Source organism: Streptomyces sp. NPDC055078 (assembly GCF_053607985.1).
The window spans coordinates 15,848-34,862 of record NZ_JBSGUP010000015.1 but is presented as its reverse complement, the minus strand read 5'-3'; the positions used below and the strand labels follow the sequence as shown (position 1 = coordinate 34,862).

General features: G+C 69.8%; 15 protein-coding genes, 1 tRNA gene and 5 pseudogenes. 14 read left to right on the top strand and 7 right to left on the bottom strand.

Annotated features, from left to right (window positions below; all coding sequences use genetic code 11):
• The first annotated feature begins 698 nt into the window (after positions 1 to 698).
• The 4 genes from ACWF94_RS02790 to ACWF94_RS02775 all read left to right on the top strand — a co-directional run bounded on the left by ACWF94_RS02790 (position 699) and on the right by ACWF94_RS02775 (position 2,685).
• Positions 699 to 1,508, top strand: a complete 810-nt coding sequence (locus ACWF94_RS02790; protein WP_453484013.1) for a GntR family transcriptional regulator — start codon at positions 699 to 701, stop codon at positions 1,506 to 1,508.
• Positions 1,498 to 1,815, top strand: coding sequence for a hypothetical protein (locus ACWF94_RS02785; RefSeq protein ID WP_453484011.1), 318 nt, complete (start codon positions 1,498 to 1,500; stop codon positions 1,813 to 1,815). Before ACWF94_RS02790 ends, ACWF94_RS02785 begins: the two co-directional genes overlap by 11 nt.
• Entirely contained in the window at positions 1,812 to 2,477 is a 666-nt protein-coding gene (locus ACWF94_RS02780; RefSeq protein WP_453484009.1) for a YdcF family protein, read from the top strand. The genes ACWF94_RS02785 and ACWF94_RS02780 overlap by 4 nt, the downstream gene beginning before the upstream one ends.
• A gap of 117 nt (positions 2,478 to 2,594) precedes the next feature.
• Positions 2,595 to 2,685: transfer RNA gene (locus ACWF94_RS02775), tRNA-OTHER, on the top strand.
• 122 nt (positions 2,686 to 2,807) lie between these two features.
• Here the strand turns inward: ACWF94_RS02775 and ACWF94_RS02770 are convergent.
• From ACWF94_RS02770 to ACWF94_RS02760, 3 genes and pseudogenes are all read right to left on the bottom strand, one after another.
• Positions 2,808 to 3,677: a GNAT family N-acetyltransferase gene (locus ACWF94_RS02770; RefSeq protein WP_453484008.1), complete on the bottom strand. Its 870-nt coding sequence runs from the start codon at positions 3,675 to 3,677 to the stop codon at positions 2,808 to 2,810.
• Between the two features lie 88 nt (positions 3,678 to 3,765).
• A complete protein-coding gene (locus ACWF94_RS02765) occupies positions 3,766 to 3,930 on the bottom strand; it encodes a hypothetical protein (protein WP_453484006.1) in 165 nt (54 codons plus the stop codon).
• A pseudogene (locus ACWF94_RS02760) lies at positions 3,927 to 4,116 on the bottom strand (radical SAM protein); the annotation flags it as partial. The pseudogene ACWF94_RS02760 and the gene ACWF94_RS02765, both read right to left, overlap by 4 nt.
• Positions 4,117 to 4,384: 268 nt before the next feature.
• Between ACWF94_RS02760 and ACWF94_RS02755 the strand changes: the two are divergent.
• Together ACWF94_RS02755 and ACWF94_RS02750 are read left to right on the top strand one after the other, a co-directional pair.
• A pseudogene (locus ACWF94_RS02755) lies at positions 4,385 to 5,122 on the top strand (class I SAM-dependent methyltransferase); the annotation flags it as partial.
• A gap of 83 nt (positions 5,123 to 5,205) precedes the next feature.
• Positions 5,206 to 5,579, top strand: a pseudogene (locus ACWF94_RS02750) (hypothetical protein).
• Between the two features lie 24 nt (positions 5,580 to 5,603).
• On the opposite strand, the pseudogene ACWF94_RS02745 reads toward ACWF94_RS02750, so the two are convergent.
• Positions 5,604 to 5,837, bottom strand: a pseudogene (locus tag ACWF94_RS02745) (IS982 family transposase); the annotation flags it as partial.
• Between the two features lie 87 nt (positions 5,838 to 5,924).
• Here ACWF94_RS02745 and ACWF94_RS02740 point away from each other — a divergent pair.
• Entirely contained in the window at positions 5,925 to 6,467 is a 543-nt protein-coding gene (locus ACWF94_RS02740) for a sugar O-acetyltransferase (RefSeq protein ID WP_453484004.1), read from the top strand.
• Between the two features lie 139 nt (positions 6,468 to 6,606).
• On the opposite strand, the gene ACWF94_RS02735 is transcribed toward ACWF94_RS02740, so the two are convergent.
• Positions 6,607 to 6,729, bottom strand: a complete 123-nt coding sequence (locus tag ACWF94_RS02735) for a hypothetical protein (RefSeq protein WP_453484002.1) — start codon at positions 6,727 to 6,729, stop codon at positions 6,607 to 6,609.
• A gap of 438 nt (positions 6,730 to 7,167) precedes the next feature.
• On the opposite strand from ACWF94_RS02735, the gene ACWF94_RS02730 reads away from it, so the two are divergent.
• Positions 7,168 to 8,193 carry a helix-turn-helix domain-containing protein gene (locus tag ACWF94_RS02730; RefSeq protein ID WP_453484000.1) on the top strand — a complete coding sequence of 342 codons (1,026 nt, stop codon included), beginning with the start codon at positions 7,168 to 7,170 and terminating at the stop codon, positions 8,191 to 8,193.
• An 85-nt stretch (positions 8,194 to 8,278) separates the two neighbouring features.
• Positions 8,279 to 8,407, top strand: a pseudogene (locus ACWF94_RS02725) (class I SAM-dependent methyltransferase); the annotation flags it as partial.
• A 171-nt stretch (positions 8,408 to 8,578) separates the two neighbouring features.
• Here ACWF94_RS02725 and ACWF94_RS02720 read toward each other — a convergent pair.
• The gene (locus tag ACWF94_RS02720) at positions 8,579 to 9,199 is read right to left on the bottom strand and encodes a TetR/AcrR family transcriptional regulator (protein ID WP_453483999.1); all 621 of its coding nucleotides are present in this window, start codon (positions 9,197 to 9,199) and stop codon (positions 8,579 to 8,581) included.
• Between the two features lie 186 nt (positions 9,200 to 9,385).
• Between ACWF94_RS02720 and ACWF94_RS02715 the strand changes: the two genes are divergently transcribed.
• The 5 genes from ACWF94_RS02715 to ACWF94_RS02695 all read left to right on the top strand — a co-directional run bounded on the left by ACWF94_RS02715 (position 9,386) and on the right by ACWF94_RS02695 (position 17,993).
• Entirely contained in the window at positions 9,386 to 9,628 is a 243-nt protein-coding gene (locus tag ACWF94_RS02715; RefSeq protein WP_453483997.1) for an SIP domain-containing protein, read from the top strand.
• 11 nt (positions 9,629 to 9,639) lie between these two features.
• Positions 9,640 to 11,835 (top strand): 2Fe-2S iron-sulfur cluster-binding protein, encoded by a 2,196-nt coding sequence (locus ACWF94_RS02710; protein WP_453483995.1) that lies wholly within the window; start codon positions 9,640 to 9,642, stop codon positions 11,833 to 11,835.
• A gap of 235 nt (positions 11,836 to 12,070) precedes the next feature.
• The gene (locus tag ACWF94_RS02705; protein ID WP_453483994.1) at positions 12,071 to 15,976 is read left to right on the top strand and encodes a DNA polymerase III subunit alpha; all 3,906 of its coding nucleotides are present in this window, start codon (positions 12,071 to 12,073) and stop codon (positions 15,974 to 15,976) included.
• A 135-nt stretch (positions 15,977 to 16,111) separates the two neighbouring features.
• Positions 16,112 to 17,077 carry a DNA polymerase Y family protein gene (locus tag ACWF94_RS02700; protein ID WP_453483992.1) on the top strand — a complete coding sequence of 322 codons (966 nt, stop codon included), beginning with the start codon at positions 16,112 to 16,114 and terminating at the stop codon, positions 17,075 to 17,077.
• A 256-nt stretch (positions 17,078 to 17,333) separates the two neighbouring features.
• Positions 17,334 to 17,993, top strand: a complete 660-nt coding sequence (locus tag ACWF94_RS02695) for a class I SAM-dependent methyltransferase (protein WP_453483990.1) — start codon at positions 17,334 to 17,336, stop codon at positions 17,991 to 17,993.
• A gap of 115 nt (positions 17,994 to 18,108) precedes the next feature.
• Here the strand turns inward: ACWF94_RS02695 and ACWF94_RS02690 are convergent, their stop codons facing one another.
• Complete coding sequence (locus tag ACWF94_RS02690; protein ID WP_453483988.1) at positions 18,109 to 19,011, bottom strand: bifunctional DNA primase/polymerase; 903 nt, start codon at positions 19,009 to 19,011, stop codon at positions 18,109 to 18,111.
• Positions 19,012 to 19,015 lie beyond the last annotated feature (4 nt).

Genomic DNA, 19,015 nt, shown 5'->3' with positions numbered 1-19,015 from the left:
ACCTCCCATAAAGGTGTGCCTGTAGCGGCACCCGGGTGCGCCCGGGTGCCGCACCTTTTGGAGTCTTCTGACTCCCCCACCCCGCCTGTACGCACCCCAGCGAAAGAGGCCCGGACAGGCGGGAGAGGCAACCAGCGCACCGCCTGTGGCAGTGCGGAAGAGCTGAACCGCACGAGCGCACCGGACCATCAGGCCCAGGCCGACTCACGCAGCGGGTCAGGCAGTGACGCAGAGGGCGTTGCGGACGTACCGGTCACGTACGTCGACGCCTGTGTATGTCGACGGATCACATCAACCTCCGCATGAAGAGCAGAGCAGGGGATTCGGATCTCCTGTTCGCACGGCGCTGCTCGTTCCGGGGAGTTCCGAGATCCCGGGAGTCTTGGCAGCTACAAGGTGTGCCGTGCGGTTCTTTGAAGCCGATGGCGTGTCCCCCATCTGGGGTGTGGGGCTCGGTTGTGACACCGGGCCCGGTCTCGATCGGCTGGTCTCCACTCGCCTCAGCCGGAGTTGTCACGGCCGTCGTACTGCGGTGGATCACGCTATGGAGTTGTCAGTGAGACAGCCCAAGAAGGGCCGTCACGACAACCCGCTGTCCTAGGACTGCGGACTGCTGAGTGAGATACTGGCGCACAGTCCTGGGACTGTCAACAGTCCTGGGACTGTGCTTGACTGATCCCTGTCGAGAGGAGTTCTGCGTGGCACCGAAGTGGCGGGAACTGGCGGATCGGCTCGCTGAGGAGATCAAGAGCGGCGAGCGGCGGCCTGGCGATCAGATGCCGCATATCCGGGATCTGGTGAATGCCGGCGAGGGCTCGAAGTCCACAGTCCATATGGCCTACAAGGCCCTGGAAGCAGAAGGGCTCGTGACCTCGTCCCGCGGGCATGGCACCGTTGTGCGGGAGCGAGCCCCGCTCAAGCGACTGGGCATTGCGCGATACGACAAGGCCAAGTGGCGCGACGGCGACGAGGTGGCGTTCATCGCGGACCGGGTGGCATCGGGGCGCGCCTACAGGCGCGGCGAACAGACGCAGATGGTCAGCAGGATCGAGGCGCCGCCTCAAGTGGCTGCCGCCCACGGATTGCCTGTCGGTGCGGAGGTGTACGCGCGGGCGCGGCTCGTGAAAGAGGGAGCCCAGCCAACGCACACCTTGACCAGCTACTACCGCCCTGAGCACGTCGAGGGCACGCGGCTGGTTGACCCGAGCCCAGGCCCGGCAGGCCGGGGCGGAGGATTCCGGGTGCTGTACGACGCCGGGTACGAGATCGACCACATGAAGGAAGAGCTTTTCGCCCGGGTGCCCACACAGGATGAAGTTAAGCTCTTGCAGCTACCGCCAGGGGAACCGGTTGTGGAACTGCACCGCACGACGTTCACGTCCGACGGTACCGTGGTCGAATTCGCGATCGGCGTCCACGTGGCGACGCGGTTCGCCTGGGAGTACGACTTCAAGGTTCCCGACTCCGCCGCCCAGAATCCCGAGGAGGGACGCCTCAGTGCCGAGTGAAGGAAAGCCTCAGCCGATCGATACCGCGGTCATCGAGACTCCGGGCGATGTTCCCACCACAGACCTGTTTCTCCTGGCGGACCGCCGGGGACGACATGCGGCCCTGATCGCTGATGCGAACGGCGAGGCGGGAGATTTCCTTGCGGCTCTGGCGCTCGGCACGACGATGCGTCGGGTTTTGGACGGGCAGGAACGGCATCTCGTACGCGAGGCTCAGCGGCACGGGGTGACTTGGGAACAGTTGGCTGGGGCGCTGGGGGGCAATCCTGCCCAGGTGCGGGCCGCATTCGAGCGGCCGGCCGAGTGATTTCGGCGCGGGCCCGGGACGACGCGCGGCTCATCTGGGACTACCACCAGATGGGTCACACGACGCGGCCCTGTTCTGTTGCGATTGGGTTGGGGAGTCACGACCTGGGAGTGGCTGACACGGCCGCGGATCTCTACAGGCGCGGCATGGCGCCGCTGCTCGTGTTCACGGGAGCGACCAGCCCTACGACGGCCGGGCGGATGCCTCGTGGTGAGGCTGTCCACTACCAGGAGCGGGCGCTCGACCTCGGCGTTCCCAGCGCGGCCGTCCTGGTCGAGCCCAACGCGCGCAACACCGGAGAGAACATCCGGTTCTCAAGATCGATCCTTGAAGAACTCGGCATCGAAGTGGCATCCGTTCTGTTGATCAGCAAGCCCTACGAGGAACGGCGCGCGTACGCCACGGTCCGCAAGCTCTGGCCCGAGGTGGAGATCGTCAGCGCGTCTACGCCAATGACCTTTGAGGAGTACCTGGTCTCAATCGAGGACTCCCGTCTCGTTGTCGACATGCTCGTAGGAGCTTTGCAGCGGTTGCTGATCTACCCCGATCAGGGCTTCATGATCAAGCAGGCGGTTCCTGAAGACGTAATGCGAGCGTATGAGCGTCTGTGCGCCGACGGTTTCACCAGCCGCATCGTGGCGCTGCCCTCGGGCCATCGGTGAATGGTTCCCGGCATGGCTGCGACCATCCTTCGGTCAGGGGACATCACAGGCGGGGGCCTTGTGGGCCATCTGTGGGCCAGGATTCACGCAAAGCGCTCTAGGATCGAGAAACGTGCAGGTCAGAGTATGGACGGCTCTTGCGCGTCAGTCGGTCTTGAAAACCGTCGTGGCAGTGATGTCACCGTGGGTTCAAATCCCACACCCACCGCAGGTGAACGGCCTCTGACCAGCTAGTTCGGTCGGGGGCCGTTCTCGCGTAGGCACCGTGTGAGTGCCCGTAGTTTCCCGTGGTTTCCCGTTCGATCGGGCGCCGGGCCCAGACCAGGCGGGTTACGCCTGTGTGATGTGGCTGAAGCCGAGGGAGGTCAGCCCGTCGGCTTGGCACAGTCTGTCGGAGGGTCCGCCGACCTCGGTCTGGAGGAGTTGGTAGGCGGCGCCGTGGGACTGGCCCCAGTGCATCGCGGCCCGCCACAAGGCACGGCCCAGGCCCTGGCCTCGCGCGTCGGGCAGGACGGCGAAGTACTGGGGCATGAGCTGGGGGCATCCGATCGCGTCGGGGCGTACTTCCATGGGGCCGATCGCGCCCACGATGCGGTCCTCAACGGCGGCGGCCAGGACTGGGCCACACCGGCCCGCTTGCATCTGGACGTGGAGGAATGCCAGGCCGTCAGCGGCCATGGCCGTGGCGAACGGCGCGAACGTCTCCTGCACGGCGGTCGGCCAATCGGTCACGGGGCGGACCGGGCCGCCGAGGTCGAGGCACGGGCAGGCGGTGAAGTCCTTCATCTGGATCCGGGTGCCGCGTGGGTAGCCGGTCTCGGGGCCGAGCGGGCGCACAACCCGTGCCCTCCTCGCGTCGTGCACGGCGGCGAGCTTCACTGCCAGCTCGGCGGCTTCGTCCACGATGCTGCCATGGTGCCCGTAGGCGAAGACCTTGACGGTGCCACGTCCACGCCGGTTCAGGGTGGGAATGAGGGTGTGGTCGGGCTGATGGACGACATCGCTGCTCAGGACCGTCTCGTCCTTCTCACTACTCCAGCGCCGGTCCTTGTCGTAGTGGAGGAAGGACCGGTCAGTGACGGCCGCCCTCAGGGTGTCCTCGAAGAGGTCGACGGTGAGCGTGTGGGGGTGGACGGGGCCGAGAGTCGGCACGATCGGCGCGGTCAATACGGGCCGGAGCCAGTCCCAGCGGAAGAACATGAGCGGCACCCTAGCGGTCGGCTGGTCAGGGCTCAGGCCCCGACGCGAACACGCCAGGGCCTGAACGGAACCGACCGGATCGTATTGGTCAGTGGGGATTGTCGTCGCCGGCATCGCAGGAGCACTCCGCGCTCTCCACGACGTCGTCCAGGTCCAGGACAGCGGTCACCGAGAGGGCGGCGACGGGCGGTGCCGCGCGGCGTGCCGAGGGCGGCGGGCCGGGCAAAAGGGTCACCGGTACGGGCGGGGTCATGAGGCGTTCTCCTTGTCTCCGTGTTGGCAGCAGCGGCGCTTTCGCTTCCTGGTAGTGCTTGGCCAGGGGGCGGCAGACCCGGCAGGTGCCGGACAGGGCGCAGCCTTCGCACCCTCCGGTGCGGAGCATGAGGCGGTCGGCGATGACGCCGAGCCGGGTGAGGCCGTCGATGCCTTCGGCCATGAGACCGCTCCTCAGGCGATCTACAGGCCGCGCATCTGGACCTGGCGACGGCCTACCTCGCAAGCGGCGAGGTCGAAGGAGCCGGCGCGAAGCTCTCGGAGGTGTTTGCCGCCGAGACATTCACGGCGAGCATCACCATCAGGCTCCGCAATCTGGCCGCACTCCTCGGAAGCGAGCCGTACCGTGACGCACAGTCGGCAGTCGATCTCCGCGCACACATCCACGAGGTGGCCGGCCGGCCCGCTCTCGCCGGCAACCGCACGGAGCCTCGATGACCACTCAGCCCACTCATGATCATTTGGTCACCGACCGCAGCCTTCTTTCCACCAAGGCGTACGGCACGGGCCAGCACCTGGCCGCCCGTCAGTCCCTCTACCAGTGGCAGATCCCGCGTCACGATCTTCCAGGCATCGTCGTGAACGAACTGGCCGGCATACGTGGTGTGGTCGCGGACGTGGGTTGCGGTAACGGGAAGTTTGTCGCTCGGGTGCGGGAGGACCGTCCCGACGTGGCCGTGGTCCCTATGGACGTGTCCCACGGCATCCTTCGTGCCATCCCGGGAGCCGTCGTCGCGGACGTCCAACAGCTCCCCATCACCGATGGAGCCCTCGCCGCGGTCCTTGCGCTGCACATGCTGTACCACGTTGAAGACCAGGCCCAGGCTGTGCGGGAGCTGGGCCGCGTACTGGCACCCGGCGGTATCGCGATCGTCTCCACCAACAGCCGGACCGACAAGCGGGAACTGGAACACCTCTGGCGCCAGGCCGCGGGCGATGTGCTGGGTATCCAGGAGGGCCCGGCCCGAGTTCAGCTCTCCGCCCGCTTCACTCTGGAGGACGCGCCGGCGATCCTCGGTACGGTCTTCGGTGAGATCCGTACGATCCGCCTCCCCGGGGTGATTGAGGTGACCGACGCTGAACCAGTCGTCGCGCACCTGGCCTCGTACGAGGCGTGGGCGGACAAGATGGGCGTTCCGTTCCGGGAGACGATCGAGCGCGCGCGAGAGCGGGCCGCTCTTGAGCCGCGACCACCGTGTGGCGGAGCAGGGGGTGGAGATCGCCGCGCTGAGCACGCCGTGACGAGAGGGTGGGCATGTCGCAGACCGAAGGTGCACGACTGTTCCGGGAAACCTGGATCGCGGGAGTGCGCCAGTACTTCCCCGGTGAGCCGAAGGCCGGCTACGTCACCCCGTGGGAAGACACCCCGCAGTGGGAGCGCGAGGCCGCAGGCTCGGTCTACGATCAGGTTCGGCAGTTCATCGAGATCAACGGTGGTCACACGTCGAGGCTGTCCCGTGAGCAGAAGAGCCGCTTCGTCGCGACGTGCTGGACGGCCCAGATGTTCAAGCACTTCGAGGACCCGAAGCCGGGGTATGTGGCGGACTGGCCCGACCTGCCGACCTGCCGTCCTGGCAACAGGCCACCGACGCCGACATCTTCGAGGCTATCCAGAAGTCCCTGAACTGATCACTGGATGATCAATTCCAAGGGTCAGTGATCGTACGGGGTGAGCGAACGGAGAGCGTCCCGTCCGGTACGGTCGTTGTGCCGGATCGCGGTGGTGAGTGCGAGTATTCGCTGCGGGTGTGCGTCCCCTGTGTCGTTCGAGGTCGAGCTGCCCCTTGAAGGTCTCGTTGATCGACTCGATGACCTCCGCAGCGGCTTGAACAGGGATCCGTCGCGTCGCTGTGGTTCGCCCTTGCCTTGCGGGTGGAGCGTAGCAACTCGATTTCCTGCTGGAAGAGTTCGCGTTCGCCGGCCTTGGCGCCGGCCAGTCCTGCCGGTCACCGGTACACCAGAAAGGATCGTGGCATGTCCAGCGACCGTCTCATGCGCATCCACAGCGCCGAGTTCCAGGCCATGGCCGAGAGGGTCCTGCGGGTCGCCGAGCTCACCTCCCGACTGAACGTCCTGCCTTTCGAGGACGAAGTGGGCAAGGCGGAACTGTTCGAACAGATCCTCGGGAAGGCGCTGCCGCCGAGGGTCACGATCTATCCGCCCTTCTACACGGACCACGGCCTCCGGCTCGACCTCGCCGAGCGCGTGTTCATCAACCAGAACTGCACGTTCCTGGACTACGCCGGCATCCGGCTCGGCGAGCGCGTGATGGTCGGCCCGAAGGTCACGTTCATCACCGGCGGTCACCCGGTCGATCCCGGGGAGCGGCGGCTGTACCTCACCGGCGCACCCATCGACGTGGCGGAGAACGTGTGGATCGGTGCCGGTGCCACGATCCTGCCCGGCGTCAGCATTGGCCGCGATTCCGTGATCGCCGCCGGCGCAGTCGTGGCCGATGACGTACCGCCGGCAAGCCTGGTGACCGGCAGCAAGGCAACCGTGCACCGACGGTGGTGACGGCCTCTCCGTGCTCTCCATGACGCTGTCCAAGTCCAGTGCGGCGGTCACCGAGAGGGCGGCGACGGCTGGCGCCGCATGGTGGATCGGCAGGAGGTTCACCAGTACAGGTGCGGCCATGGCTGTAGAGAGTTGTGACTCATTCCTCAGCCGCGATGTCGGTGATGTCGGTGATGTCGGTGATGGTGAAGCGGTCCAGTCGGACGATGAGTTGGGCAGAGATGGTCCACCGGATGGCAGGGTGGTCGAAGGGAATCCCCATCGCGTCGATGAGTACAGGATCGGCGGGGGCCTGGCCGGTACAGGGTGCCGTGGACTCCGGCTGGGGTCCAGGACTGGACGCGTAGGGCGACGTGACGCTGTCTCAGGAGGGCATGCCTTTGTGGAGAGTGCCGCGCAAGGCAGGCAGACCGGGGGATGCGCGGTCTGGAGTCTCTGGGGCCAGGAGTTCGGGGCGTCGGGTGCTTCGCCCATCAGCCAGAGGACTCCGCGGCCGTTGTGGTCGGCGGGTCCTCCGCAGATCTGGCAGAGGGTGTTGATCACGGCTAGTCGCTGGCGTAGGGCGTGAACCGCGCCGAACTGGGCTTTCCCTTTGCCGGGGGTGGAGGGGATACGGCGCCACAGGACGCCGTTGATGTCCCGGTCGTAGGTGCGTTCGTCGGCGTATGCCAGGCGCCCACGTCGCTCTACGACGCGAACCTTGGCCGCCGAGGCGCCGATCGTCGCGTCCGTTGCCGAGGGGGAGGTTCCGGGGGTGAATCGGTTGCGGCTCGTCCTCAGTGCCGCGCACTCGCTGCAAGCGGTCCTCGGCCGGCCGGAGCCACCGGATGTCCCCGCCCTGCGGGCCGAGGTCGAGCGGACCTGGTCGCTGGCGCACAAAGGCGACTACACCGACCTGGCCGAACTGTTGGAGGGCTTGGTCCCGCGCCTGGAGTCGGCCACCCGGGCAGGTGCCGAGGAAGAGCGTCCGGAGCTGTTCCGGCTGCTGGCCGCGATGTATCACTCGTGCGGTGCGGGGCTGGCGAACCTGGGCGCGCCGGATGCGGCTTGGATCGCGGTGGACCGTGCCGTGGTCGCCGCCGAGCGTGCGGGGGATCCGCTGCTGATGGCGGCCGGAGAGTTCCGGCTGTCCATCGTCTTTCTGGGGGCGCGTCACTACGATCAGGCTGCGCAGGTCTCGGGGAGCGCGGCCGACGCGCTCACGCCGCTGGCTGCGAACGGCGAGCCCGGAGCCGTCGCGCTCCGAGGTGCTCTCACTCTCCAGCGCGCCGTCGCCGCCGCCCGGCTGAACCAGGCAGACGACGCCTACGCCTACCTTCGTCAGGCCAGGGAACTGGCCGAGCGGATCGGCGACGGACGCAATGACTACAACACGGAATTCGGGCCCACCAACGTTGCCCTGCATGAGGTCGCCGTCGCCGTCGACCTTGGGGACGCCGGGGTCGCCCTGCGCGCGGCGGAGACCGTCGACGCCTCCGGGCTGTCTTCGGAGCGACAGGCCCGATTCGGAATCGACCTGGCCAAGGCGCACGCTCAGCGCCGCCAGATCGATCAGGCGGTCAGTTCCCTGGCGAGGGTGCGTGATCTGCTGCCCGAGATGTTCCGGACCAAGCCCGCTGTCAGGCAGCTCGTCAGCGATCTGGTGACGATGAGTCTCCTGCCGTCCGATCAGCTTCGGTCGCTCGAACGCGAGTTGGGCGTACCCGGAACGCGGACTGGTGCCTGAAGTCCGGCACTTCCCCGGAGAGCCGAAGGCCGGATACGTCACCCCTTGGGACGAGACTCCGTAGTGGGAGCGCCAGGCCGCGAGTGCCCAGATGGGCGTCCCGTTCCGGGAATCCGTCGAGCGCGCCCGCGAGCGGGTCGAGGAGACCATCCGGGCGGAGGGAGCGTTCCGTATCAGGTGTCTGGGCGGCATTCTCGTCCGCCGAGGGGCGTGACGGTCGGGACGCGGGCTGCTTGAGCCCTGGGGATCAGGTGTGGACCACGGCTGGCTCGCAGCGGTCCTTGAACCGGAGGACGGCCAGATCAGATCAGATCAGATCAGGCGCGGAGATCAGAGACAGCACCCTCGTGAAACCGCCGAGGCGGCAACGAGTCCGCCCCGGCAGCTATTGATCGCCGTGCAGATATCGAGTGATCATGGCGACCAGCTCTGTCTCAAGCCTCTCGGCCTGGATGGGGTGCGGGGTTGCCATGAGCTTGTGGGTATTCATCTCAACCGTTCCCACGACGAGTTCCGCGGCCACGTCGAGGTCCTGCACGTGGACGTCTGGATGGCGGGCGAGTACGTCGCGTACCTGACTCACCCGTGCCTTGCCGTGCCGGTCGATCGCTGCGATCAGTTCGCTGGAGACCGGCGCCTCCTCGATCATGATCCGCAGTAGCTGCGGGTCGTCGCGATGGTGGTCGATCGCGTCGCGGACCAGGTCCCGCACCGCCTCCCTCAGGGTGCCGGGGGTCAGGTCCAGCCCTTCGGCTCCCGTCCAGGTGCCGCGGTCGATGTGCCGGATCAGCAGCTCGGCGAGGATGGCGTCCTTGTTCGGGAAGTACTGGTACAGCGAGCCGATGGACATGCGGCCGTGTTCGGCGATGCGGTTGGTGGTGCCGGCGGCGTAGCCGAATTCGGCGAAAACGTGAGCAGCGGCGGTGAGGATGCGCTCACGGGTGAGTTCGGCGCGCACCTGTCGAGGCGTGCGACGTGGGGTGAGGCGGCGGTCGGCGGAGGGCATCCGTTGATCCTTCCGGGCGGGCGGAAAGCGAGTAGCCAAGAGGTGAGCTTTTGCTCAGAATAGTGCCATGAGCTGCGGAAACAAGCGAAGCCAAGCCATGGGTGCGCGGCCGTGATCCCCCGGCAACCGCCGCCGGCGTCAGGCCCGTCGCCACGTCGGCCGGGGTGCGGGACCTCGTGGCGGGAGGTGGCGACCAGGCCGTTCCACTGGCTCAGCCGCGGCGGCGAGAGCCTGCCGCCCGGCACCCGCGCGCTGGAGGCGGTCCACGATGCCGAACTGCCCGAAGGCCCCCTCTGCGCATGGGTGGGTGGCCGGCGAGTCCCGGCCGGCACCGACATCCGGCGGCACCTGCTCAACAAACGCGGCGTACCCAAACGGGACATCGCCTTCTACGGCTACTGGCGAGTGGCCCGGTCCACCCCCGGCTGAGAAGGGCTCTCATGCAGCAGCACAAACTCCGGCCGGACTCCTTGCACCGGCTCTCCTCCGTGGACGAGGTCGAGGCGGTCGTCGGCCGCCCAGCCGCAATGATCATGCGCAAGCAGATCGGCGTCCTCGACGCAGGCTGCCGCGACGTCCTGGCCCACAGCCCCGTCGCGGCGTTCGGCTACCGAGATGCCGAGGGCACCGCCCGGACCACCTTTGTCGGTGGCACAAGGGGTTTCGCCCGCGTCCACTCCCCGAAGCGGTTCTCCTTCCCCGTCCCCGGGCCGGCCGGCGCGCACGGTCCGGTCTCGCTGTTCTTTCTGCTGCCAGGTGTGGGCGAGGTGCTGCGCGTCAACGGCACCGCATCCGCCCTTAAGGGCGGGGAGACGGCCGTGGACATCACCGAGGCATACGTGCACTGCGCACAGGCCGTTATCCGCTCCGGCCTGTGGGAGCCGCCCGCCCAATCCCAGGCAACCGAGCCGATACCGGGCGAGGGCCCGCTGACCGGCCCCGGCGTGAGCGACTTCCTGGCCGCCTCGCCTTTCCTGGCCCTCTCCACCTGGGACACCGGCAACGGCAGCGACACCAGCCCGCGCGGGGAGCGGCAGACGGTAGCCCGCATCCTGGACGGCCGCACCCTGGTCCTCGCCGACCGCAAAGGCAACAAACGCGCGGACACCCTGCACAACCTGCTCCAGGATGACCGGCTTTCACTCGCCGCGCTCGTCCCCGGCCGCACCGGCGTGCTGCACATCCACGGGCGCGCGGTCATCACCGACGACGCCACGCTGCTGACGACGATGGCGCTGCGCGGTGTGCCACCACATCTCGCACTCCTCATCGACGTCGAGCACGCCGAGGTGAGCGGCAACGACGCTGTGGCCGGTGCACGTCTGTGGACGCCTGCCGGCCGGACCGCTCACGGTCCGGTACCCGACATGATGGCCCTGGGCAGCGCCCACCTGGCCGCCGGCTCGGCCGAATCCGGGCGCGCGTCGGCATGGCTGATCAGGCTCATCACCTCCGTGCCGGGGATGAGCCGGCTGATGCGGAAAGCCGTCGACCGTGCCTACGTCGCCGGACTGCGCAAGGAAGGTTACGAAGGCGTTCGGGCCCCCCTCGCGGCTCGCCGCGGCGAGGCACCCCGCGGTGACGCGGTGGAAAGCCCGCTGCGGCCTGTGCGTATCCGCGAGATACGCCAGGAGACGCCCACCGCCCGCACCCTGGTTCTTGAGGATGCGGCCGCAGAGGCCAAGCCGTTCGACTTTCACCCCGGACAGTTCTTCACCCTGGTCGCGGATGTGGAGGGCCATCCGGTACGGCGTGCCTACTCCGCCTCCTCGGTCCCCGGCGCGACCCGACTGGAACTCACCGTCAAACATGTGGAAGGCGGTCGCTTCTCCACGCACGCCCACCACGGCCTGCGTCCCGGGGACCGCCTCGCGGTACGCGGCCCCTCCGGCACCTTCCACGCTCAGGCGCGGGAGCCCGGACACATGGTGCTCATCGCAGCCGGCAGCGGCATCACACCCATGATGAGCATGATGCGAACCCGCCTGTCCGACCCCGCGGCATCCGGCAGAATCGACCTGCTCTACAGCAGCCGACGTCCTGAAGACATCATCTTCGGCGATGAGCTGAGCCGTTGGGAAAAGGACCATCCCGACCGGCTGACCGTCACCCACGTCCTCACCTGCCGCGACGGCCGGCTCAACGCCGAAAGCATCCGCCAGTGGGTGACCGGCCTGCCCCTCTCCGACAGCGCACAGCACTACGTCTGCGGCCCTGAACCGCTGATGGACACCGTCCAGGACGTCTTGCGACGACTGGGCGTGCCGGACGAGCGCACGCACCAGGAGCGCTTCACCGGCGGCACCACCGCTCCTACCGTCGCCGCGGCACCCCAGGAGATGAGAATCGAGAAGGACGGGAGCCTCGTCGGCACCGCCGTGGTCGAGCCCGGCCAGACGCTGCTCGATGCCGGTCTCGCCGCAGGACTGCGTATGCCGTACTCCTGCACGGTCGGGAACTGCGGCGACTGCATGGTGCGCATGGGCGGCGGAGAGGTCACCCAACCCGAGCACACCTGCCTTACGCCCGAGCAGAAGGCGGAAGGTTACGTGCTGACCTGCGTCGGCTGCCCGCTGTCGAAGGTGACGCTCGAACTCTCCGATACGACGGCCTCCGAAGGGCCCTGCAAGGACTGAACGCGGCACCGCGTGGAAGGCCCCCGGCCCCGGCCCCGCCCCCGTCTCCGTCTCCGCCTCTGTTCCGATTCCGCTTCGGTCCCCCGGCCCCGCCCCCGCCCCGCTCGGGCAGCATCGCCCGCCCCGTTCGCCTCGTTCCGCATCACGCGCTACGCTGATCGAACAGAGGTTCGAGCGTACTTTTCGGGGTGATTCGGACGAGACGGGCAGAGGGGGTCATGGCTGGAGGCACGACATGGAGGGCTTTACGCATCTGCATGCCGCCTCCGGTTACTCGACCCGCTACGGCGCATCCCACCCCCCGGACCTGGTGCTGCGGGCGGCCGAGCGCGGCATGGAGGCGCTGGCGCTGACCGACCGGGACGCGGTCACGGGTGCGGTGAGGTTCGCCAAGGCGGCCGGGCGGTACGGGGTGCGGCCGGTATTCGGGGTGGATCTCGCCGTTGAGCCGGTCGGGCCCGCCCGTGCGGAGCGCCGTCGGCGTACGCCGGTGCGCGGGGGCGCCCATGTGCTGGAACCGCCGCTGCGGGTCACCCTGCTCGCCGAGGACGGCCGGGGCTGGGCCGCGCTGTGCCGTCTCACCTCGGCCGCGCACGCCCGCGCCGTGATGGCCGCCGCCGGGACCCGGGCCGGGACCGGGTACGCCCCGGCCGGCAGCGGTGCCCGGGGCGTACCCGTACACCCCGGCGCGGCCGGGCACGCCCACCCCCGGACCGCGCACGGGTATCCGGTCGTGTCCTGGGAGGATCTGCGCCGGTATGCCGGGCAGGGACAGGGACAGGGGCAGGGACAGGGACAGGGGCAGGGGCTGATCGCGCTGCTCGGGCCGGTCTCCGAACCCGTACGGGCCCTGGCCGCGGGCCGGCCGGACCTCGCCGGGGAACTGCTCGCGCCCTGGCGGGAGATCTTCGGCGGCTCGCTGCGGCTGGAGACCGTATGGCACGGCCGGTCCGGCACCGGGCCCGGTTCGCTGCGGCTCGCGGCCAGGACGCTCGGGTTCGCCGACGAGGCCGGTGTCCCCGCCGTACTGACCAATGCCGTCCGTTACGCGGACCCGGAGCAGCACCGGCTCGCGGATGTGCTGGACGCGGCCCGGCTGCTGCGGCCCATCGACCGCCGGTATCTCGATTCCGGGGAGCGCTGGCTGAAGGACCCGGCCGCCATGTACGCGGCGGCCGACCGGATCGCGCGGGCCGCGGGGGCGGGCCGGGAGCGGGCGGTGCGGCTGCTGGCCGAGACCGCGGAGACCGGGGAGCGGTGCCGGGTGGACCCGGTCGCCGATCTGGGGCTGGGGCGGAAGCATCTCCCCGAGCCGCAGACGGTCGGCGCCACGAGTGCCGCCGACGCCGCCCGCGTACTGCGCGAGCGCTGCGAGGCCGGGCTCGTCCGCCGCGGCCTGGACCGCGACCCCGCCGCCCGGGCCCGTCTCGCCCATGAGCTGAACCTTATTACCGAACTGGAGTTCGATACTTACTTTCTGACCGTCGCTCAGGTGGTTTCCGATATACGGGAGATGGGCATCCGGGTCGCCGCCCGTGGCTCCGGCGCCGGCAGCATGGTCAACCACGTGCTGTACATCGCCACCGCGAACCCGCTGGAACACCGGCTGCTGTTCGAGCGGTTCATCTCACGGATGCGTACCGATCTGCCCGATATCGACCTCGATGTGGAGTCCGCGCGCCGCCTCGATGTCTACGACCGGGTCATCGAACGGTTCGGACGGGAGCGGGTCGCGATCACGGGGATGCCGGAGACCTACCGGGCGCGGCACGCGCTCCGGGACACCGGGCTCGCCCTCGGTATCGCCCCGGCCGAGGTCGACCGGATTGCAAAATCGTTTCCTCACATCCGTGCGTCGGATATCACCGCCGCTCTGGCCGAGCTGCCCGAGCTGAAGCGGCTCGCGGACGAGGCCGCCGCGCAAGCCTCGTCGGCCGGCCCGGCGTCCTCCTTGTCGGGGCGGGCTGCCTCGTGGGGGCCGGCTGTCTCGTCGGGGCGGGCTGTCTCGTCGGGGCGGGCTGCCGGGCGGGCTGCCGCGTCGGGGCCGGCGAGGAGGACGGTTCCGTACCGGCTGCTGTTCGAACTCGCCGAAGGGCTGGACGCGCTCCCCCGGGGCATCGCCATGCACCCCTGCGGAGTGATCCTCACCAATGCCTCCCTGCTCGACCGCCTCCCCGTCCAGCCGACGCCGACGGGCGGTTATCCGATGGTCCAGGCCGACAAGGAGGACGTCGAAGACCTCGGAATGATCAAGCTGGACATCCTCGGGGTCCGGATGCAGTCCGCCATGGCACACGCCGTCGCGGAGGTCGAACGCGCCACCGGCCGCCATATCGACCTCGACGATCCACGGCAGGTGCCGCTGGACGACCCCTTCGCCTTCAAACTCATCCAGGCGTCCGACACCCTCGGCATGTTCCAGCTGGAGTCGCCGGGCCAGATGGACCTGCTCAGCAGGCTCCAGCCGCGCGATCCGCAGGACGTCATCGCCGACATCAGCCTCTTCCGGCCGGGGCCGGTGGCGGGCGGGATGCCGGAGCAGTACGTCGCCGCCCGCCACGGCGAGCCGCCCGCCCTCCTCCACCGTGACCTCGAAAACGTCCTGTCCGACACCTACGGCGTGGTCATCTGGCACGAGCAGATCATCGAGATGTTCCGGGTGCTGACCGGCTGCGACCGGGGGTTCGGCGACTACGCCCGGCGTGCCCTCAGCGACCGCGACCGGCTGCCGAAGGTCCGCGCCTGGTTCCATGAGCGGGCCGCCGCCCGCGGCTACTCGCCCGCCGAGCTGAGGCCGGTGTGGGAGACGATCGAGGCGTTCGGTGCGTACGGGTTCTCCCGCGCCCACGCGGTCGCGTTCGCCGTCCCCGCCCTCCAGTCGGCCTGGCTGAAGGCGCACCACCCCGCCGCCCTCTACGCCGGCCTCCTCGAACACGACCCCGGTATGTGGCCGAAACGGGTCATCGTCGCCGACGCCCGCCGCCACCACATCGCCGTCCTGCCCGTCGACATCAACCGTTCCCGGTCCTTCCACACCATTGAACAGGCCCCGGACGGCACCTGGGGCGTACGGCTGGCTCTGTCCGGGGTGCGCGGGATCAGCGACGACGAGGTCACCCGTATCACCGCCGGCAGTCCCTACGGCTCGCTGTCCGACCTGTGGCAGCGCGCCCGCCCCCACCGCCCGACCGCCGAACGGCTCGCCGACATCGGTGCGCTGGACGCCGTACGCGGCGATCTCACCCGCCGCGATCTGCTGCTCCAGATCGCCGAACTCCACCGGCAGTACCGGGGCCGCCCGCTCGGCGACGGCCAGCTTCCGCTGCGTACCGACGAACTCTCCGCACCGAGCGCCGGACTGCCCGAGATGACCGGCCGGGAAGCCCTCAGCGCCGAGCTGCGCGTCCTCGGTATCGATGTGAGCAGACATCTGATGGACTATCACCATCAGCTGTTGCGCGAACTGGGCGCCATCGACGCCAGGCATCTGAACGGTGCCCGCCCCGGGGAGCGCGTGCTGGTCGCCGGAGTGCGCGCCTCCACCCAGACCCCGCCCATCGCGTCCGGCCGGCGGATCATCTTCGTCACCCTCGACGACGGCTCCGGCCTGGTCGACCTCGCCTTCTTCGAGGACAGCCATGAAGCCTGCGCCCATACGGTCTTCCACTCCGGGTTGCTGCTGGTGCGCGGCATCGTCCAGCGCCGGGGCGGGCGCAGCACCGTCGTCGGCACCATGGTGTGGGACCTGGAGGCGCTCGCGGTGGCCCGCCGCGACGGCGGACCGGAGGCCGTCCACCGGCTCCTCGGCACTTCCGCCGCCGGGGCGGACCGGGCTCGGTCGCGCCCGGGTTCGCCGGGATCGTCGGGACCGATGGGATCGCCGGGCGCGCGAGGGCCGAGGCGGACGATCGCGCACGAGACCGGGGCGAGTCTGCACCCCTGGGCGGATCTCCAGCCCGCCGGGGACCGGTCGGCCGATCCCAGGGCGCTGGAGCCCGTGGATTCCGGCGACCCTCTGGACTCCGCCCTGGACCCTCGGGACTCCGGTGACCCCCGTGACTCCCGGAAGCCCCGGGACCGCCGCGACCCCGAGCCCGATCTGAAGTCACTGGGGTACACCAGCCCCGGAAGCGCCGGGTGAGCCGGGTGAGCCGGGTGAACTGGGTCCGGGTGAGCCGCGCGGATGGTGGCTGCGGTGGCAGCGGTGTCTGTGGTGTCTGCGGTGTCTGCGGTGTGTACGGGGGACTCGCGGCTCACCGGGAGGAAGGGGCGGACCGTGAGTGACCCCGTCTTCTTCCACTTCCGGCTGCGGCAACGCGGCGGGCTCCCTGAACTCATGTCGGTGATCGAGCGGTTCACCCCCGTCGTCCAGCAACTGCCGCCGTCGGCCGCTGTGGCCCAAGCGGGCGGTTCCTTGCGCCTTTTCGGTATCGGGCCGGAGGAGCTGGCCCTGAGGGTGCGCCTTCAGTCGGTCGCCTGGTATGGACTCGACGCGGTGGTCGGTGTCGGTCCGTCCTGGACGGTGGCGGCCATGGCATCGGCGCGCACCACCGGGCGCAGCGGGGTTCTCGTCGTCGCCCCGGCCGAGACGGAGAGGTTCCTCGGCCCGCTCCCCGTCTCCGAGCTGTACGGAATCCGGCGGGCCCAGGCCGAGGAGCTTCGGCGGCTGGGAGTGCAGACCATCGGCCAGTTCGCCGAGCTGCCCGCGGCCACCCTTCTGCGGATCCTGGGGAGGTCCGGGCGCGCGCTGCGGGACCGGGCCCGGGGGATCGACCGCCGCGCGGTCGTGGCGGGCCGGGCGACGGGGTCGGTGAGCGTCCGGGCCGACTTCACCGCCGACGTGCTCGACGGCTGGGAAGCCCGCGCCACGGCCTCGCGTCTGGCCACCGAACTCGGCACCCTCATCCGGTCCCGCCGACAGGCCGCGCGCTCGGTCACCGTCGTGGTGCGTACGGCCGACCAGCGCGATCTCACCAGGACCCGGCGGCTCCCCGCGAACTCGGCGCACACCGACGATCTGCGTCAGACGGTGTACGCCGTCCTCGACGGATTCGGGCTCCAGCGGGCCCGGATGCGGCGGATCACCCTCGTCGCCGAGGCCGTCGACGCCGCTCAGGCACCCACTCAGCTGACACTGGACCACCGCCGCGAGGCGCGGCTGCGCATGGAGCCGGTCGTCGACGCCCTGAACGTACGCTACGGGCCGGGCACGGTCGGTCCGGCCGCCGCCTTCGTCGGGTAGCGGTGTGCCTTCGTCGGGTAGCGGCGTGCGGGGTCTTCCCGGCCGGCCGCGAGGACCACTCGGCCGGGCCCCGCCTCGGTGCCGCGCGGACGGTGCGGTCCATGGCCTCGTCCATCCGGCCGTTTTGCCGTTTTGCCATTCGGCAACAGCGTTTGCCTGTCTGCCTTCTCTGTCAGCACCATGAAGCGAAACCCATGAACGACGACCCATGAACGACGAACGACGAACCCTGAACGACGACCGCGAAGGACGAACCATGACGGCGCACGGATTCGACAAGGAGTACTGGGAGCGGCACTGGCGACAGGGGCGAGCCGACGCCCCCGGGTCCATGGGCGGCAACCCGCCGAATCCGTATCTCGCTCGTGAGACCAGCGGTCTGGCACCGGGCACGGCACTGGACGCGGGGTGCGGCGGCGGTGCCGAGTCGATCTGGCTCGCCTCCCATGGCTGGCACGTCACCGCGGCCGACATCTCGTCCGAGGCCCTCGCGCGCGCCGCCGAGCGCGCGGCGGCGAGTGGGGCCGCCGAGCAGGTGCGGTGGGTCGAGGCGGATCTGGGCGTCTGGCGCCCGGGCGCGCGGTTCGACCTGGTCATGACCCACTACGCTCACCCGGCGATGCCCCAGCTGGAGTTCTACGACCGTATCGCCGGATGGGTGGCTCCCGGCGGCACGCTGCTCATCGTGGGGCATCTGCACACCCCGGGTTCCACCGGCCACGAGCACGAGCACGCGCACGCGCACGAGCACCACCCGCCTGCCGAAGCGTCGGTCACCGCCGAGGCCATCACCGCGCGTATGGACCGCGTGGAGTGGGAGATCGTCACCGCCGAAGAGCACCTCCGTACGCTCACCCACGGGGGCCGGGCGGCCCCCCTCCGCGATGTCGTCGTACGCGCCACCCGGCGCGGGTAGCCGTACCGCAATCCGCCGGGTGCCAGCCGCCCTCCGTCATCTGCCATCCGCCGCGTGCCGGGTGTCGGGTGTCGGGTGTCGGGTGCCGACTCCCCGCGACAACCGCCCCGGTGGGTCAGCGGCGGCCCCGGCCCGAAGTGAGCCTGTCCGCCGATGCGATGGTCGCGCGGGCCTCCCGCTCGGTGAGGCCCGCGAGGACGGCCGCCTCGGTGAGCGCGTCGGCGAGAGTGGCGCCGATGCCGTTCTCGTACGCCCGGCAGGCCGCCCAGAACAGCCGGGTGTTGCGCTGGCCCTCATGCGCGGTGAGGACGAACTGCACCAGCCCCGTGCCGGGGGAGTCGTGGGGCGGCCGGGACCCGGGGTGGGCGGGCCGCTGGGGGCGCGCGGGAGGTGTGACGAGTCTGAGGAGTGCGCGGGGGCATGGAGCGGGGGCCAGCCCGGTGCTGCCGGGGGCCAGCCGGTACGCCCCCTGCGCGGAGACCGAGCCGGGACCGACCAGGTACCCGCCCGCCCCACGGACGTCGATACCGGGGGCGAGCCGGCTCGCGGAGTTCGGTACGACGACTCCCGACGGGCCGGTCAGCCACAGATGGCGGCCCCCGCTCGGGGTGAGGACCGTGACCGTCTCGGGAATCGTGAACAGATGGCGCAGCGCGAGCTGCTGGAGCGCGGACAGGGAATCGGCCACCCGGCCCGAGCCGTCCGCTGCCCTGACATCGAGGTCGATACCGATCAGATGGTGCGGTGGGCGGCCGCAGGCGATGCCGTATCCGGTGGCCCAGGGGGCGGCGGCGAACAGCGCGCGCACGGCGGCCGGGTCGGCGGTGGCGTCGTGGACCCCGTGCCCCGGCAGACCGCACTCGCCACGGCAGTGCACCGGCTCGGTGTCGCCGTGGTGCGGCGAGCGCAGGGCCGGGAGCTTGGTGGGGGACAGCGGAATGACGGGGAGCCCGCGCTCGGCGGCGGACAGGGCGTGGGCGAGGGCCAGGGTGGCGGTCTGCCGGTCGATGATGGCCATGGCT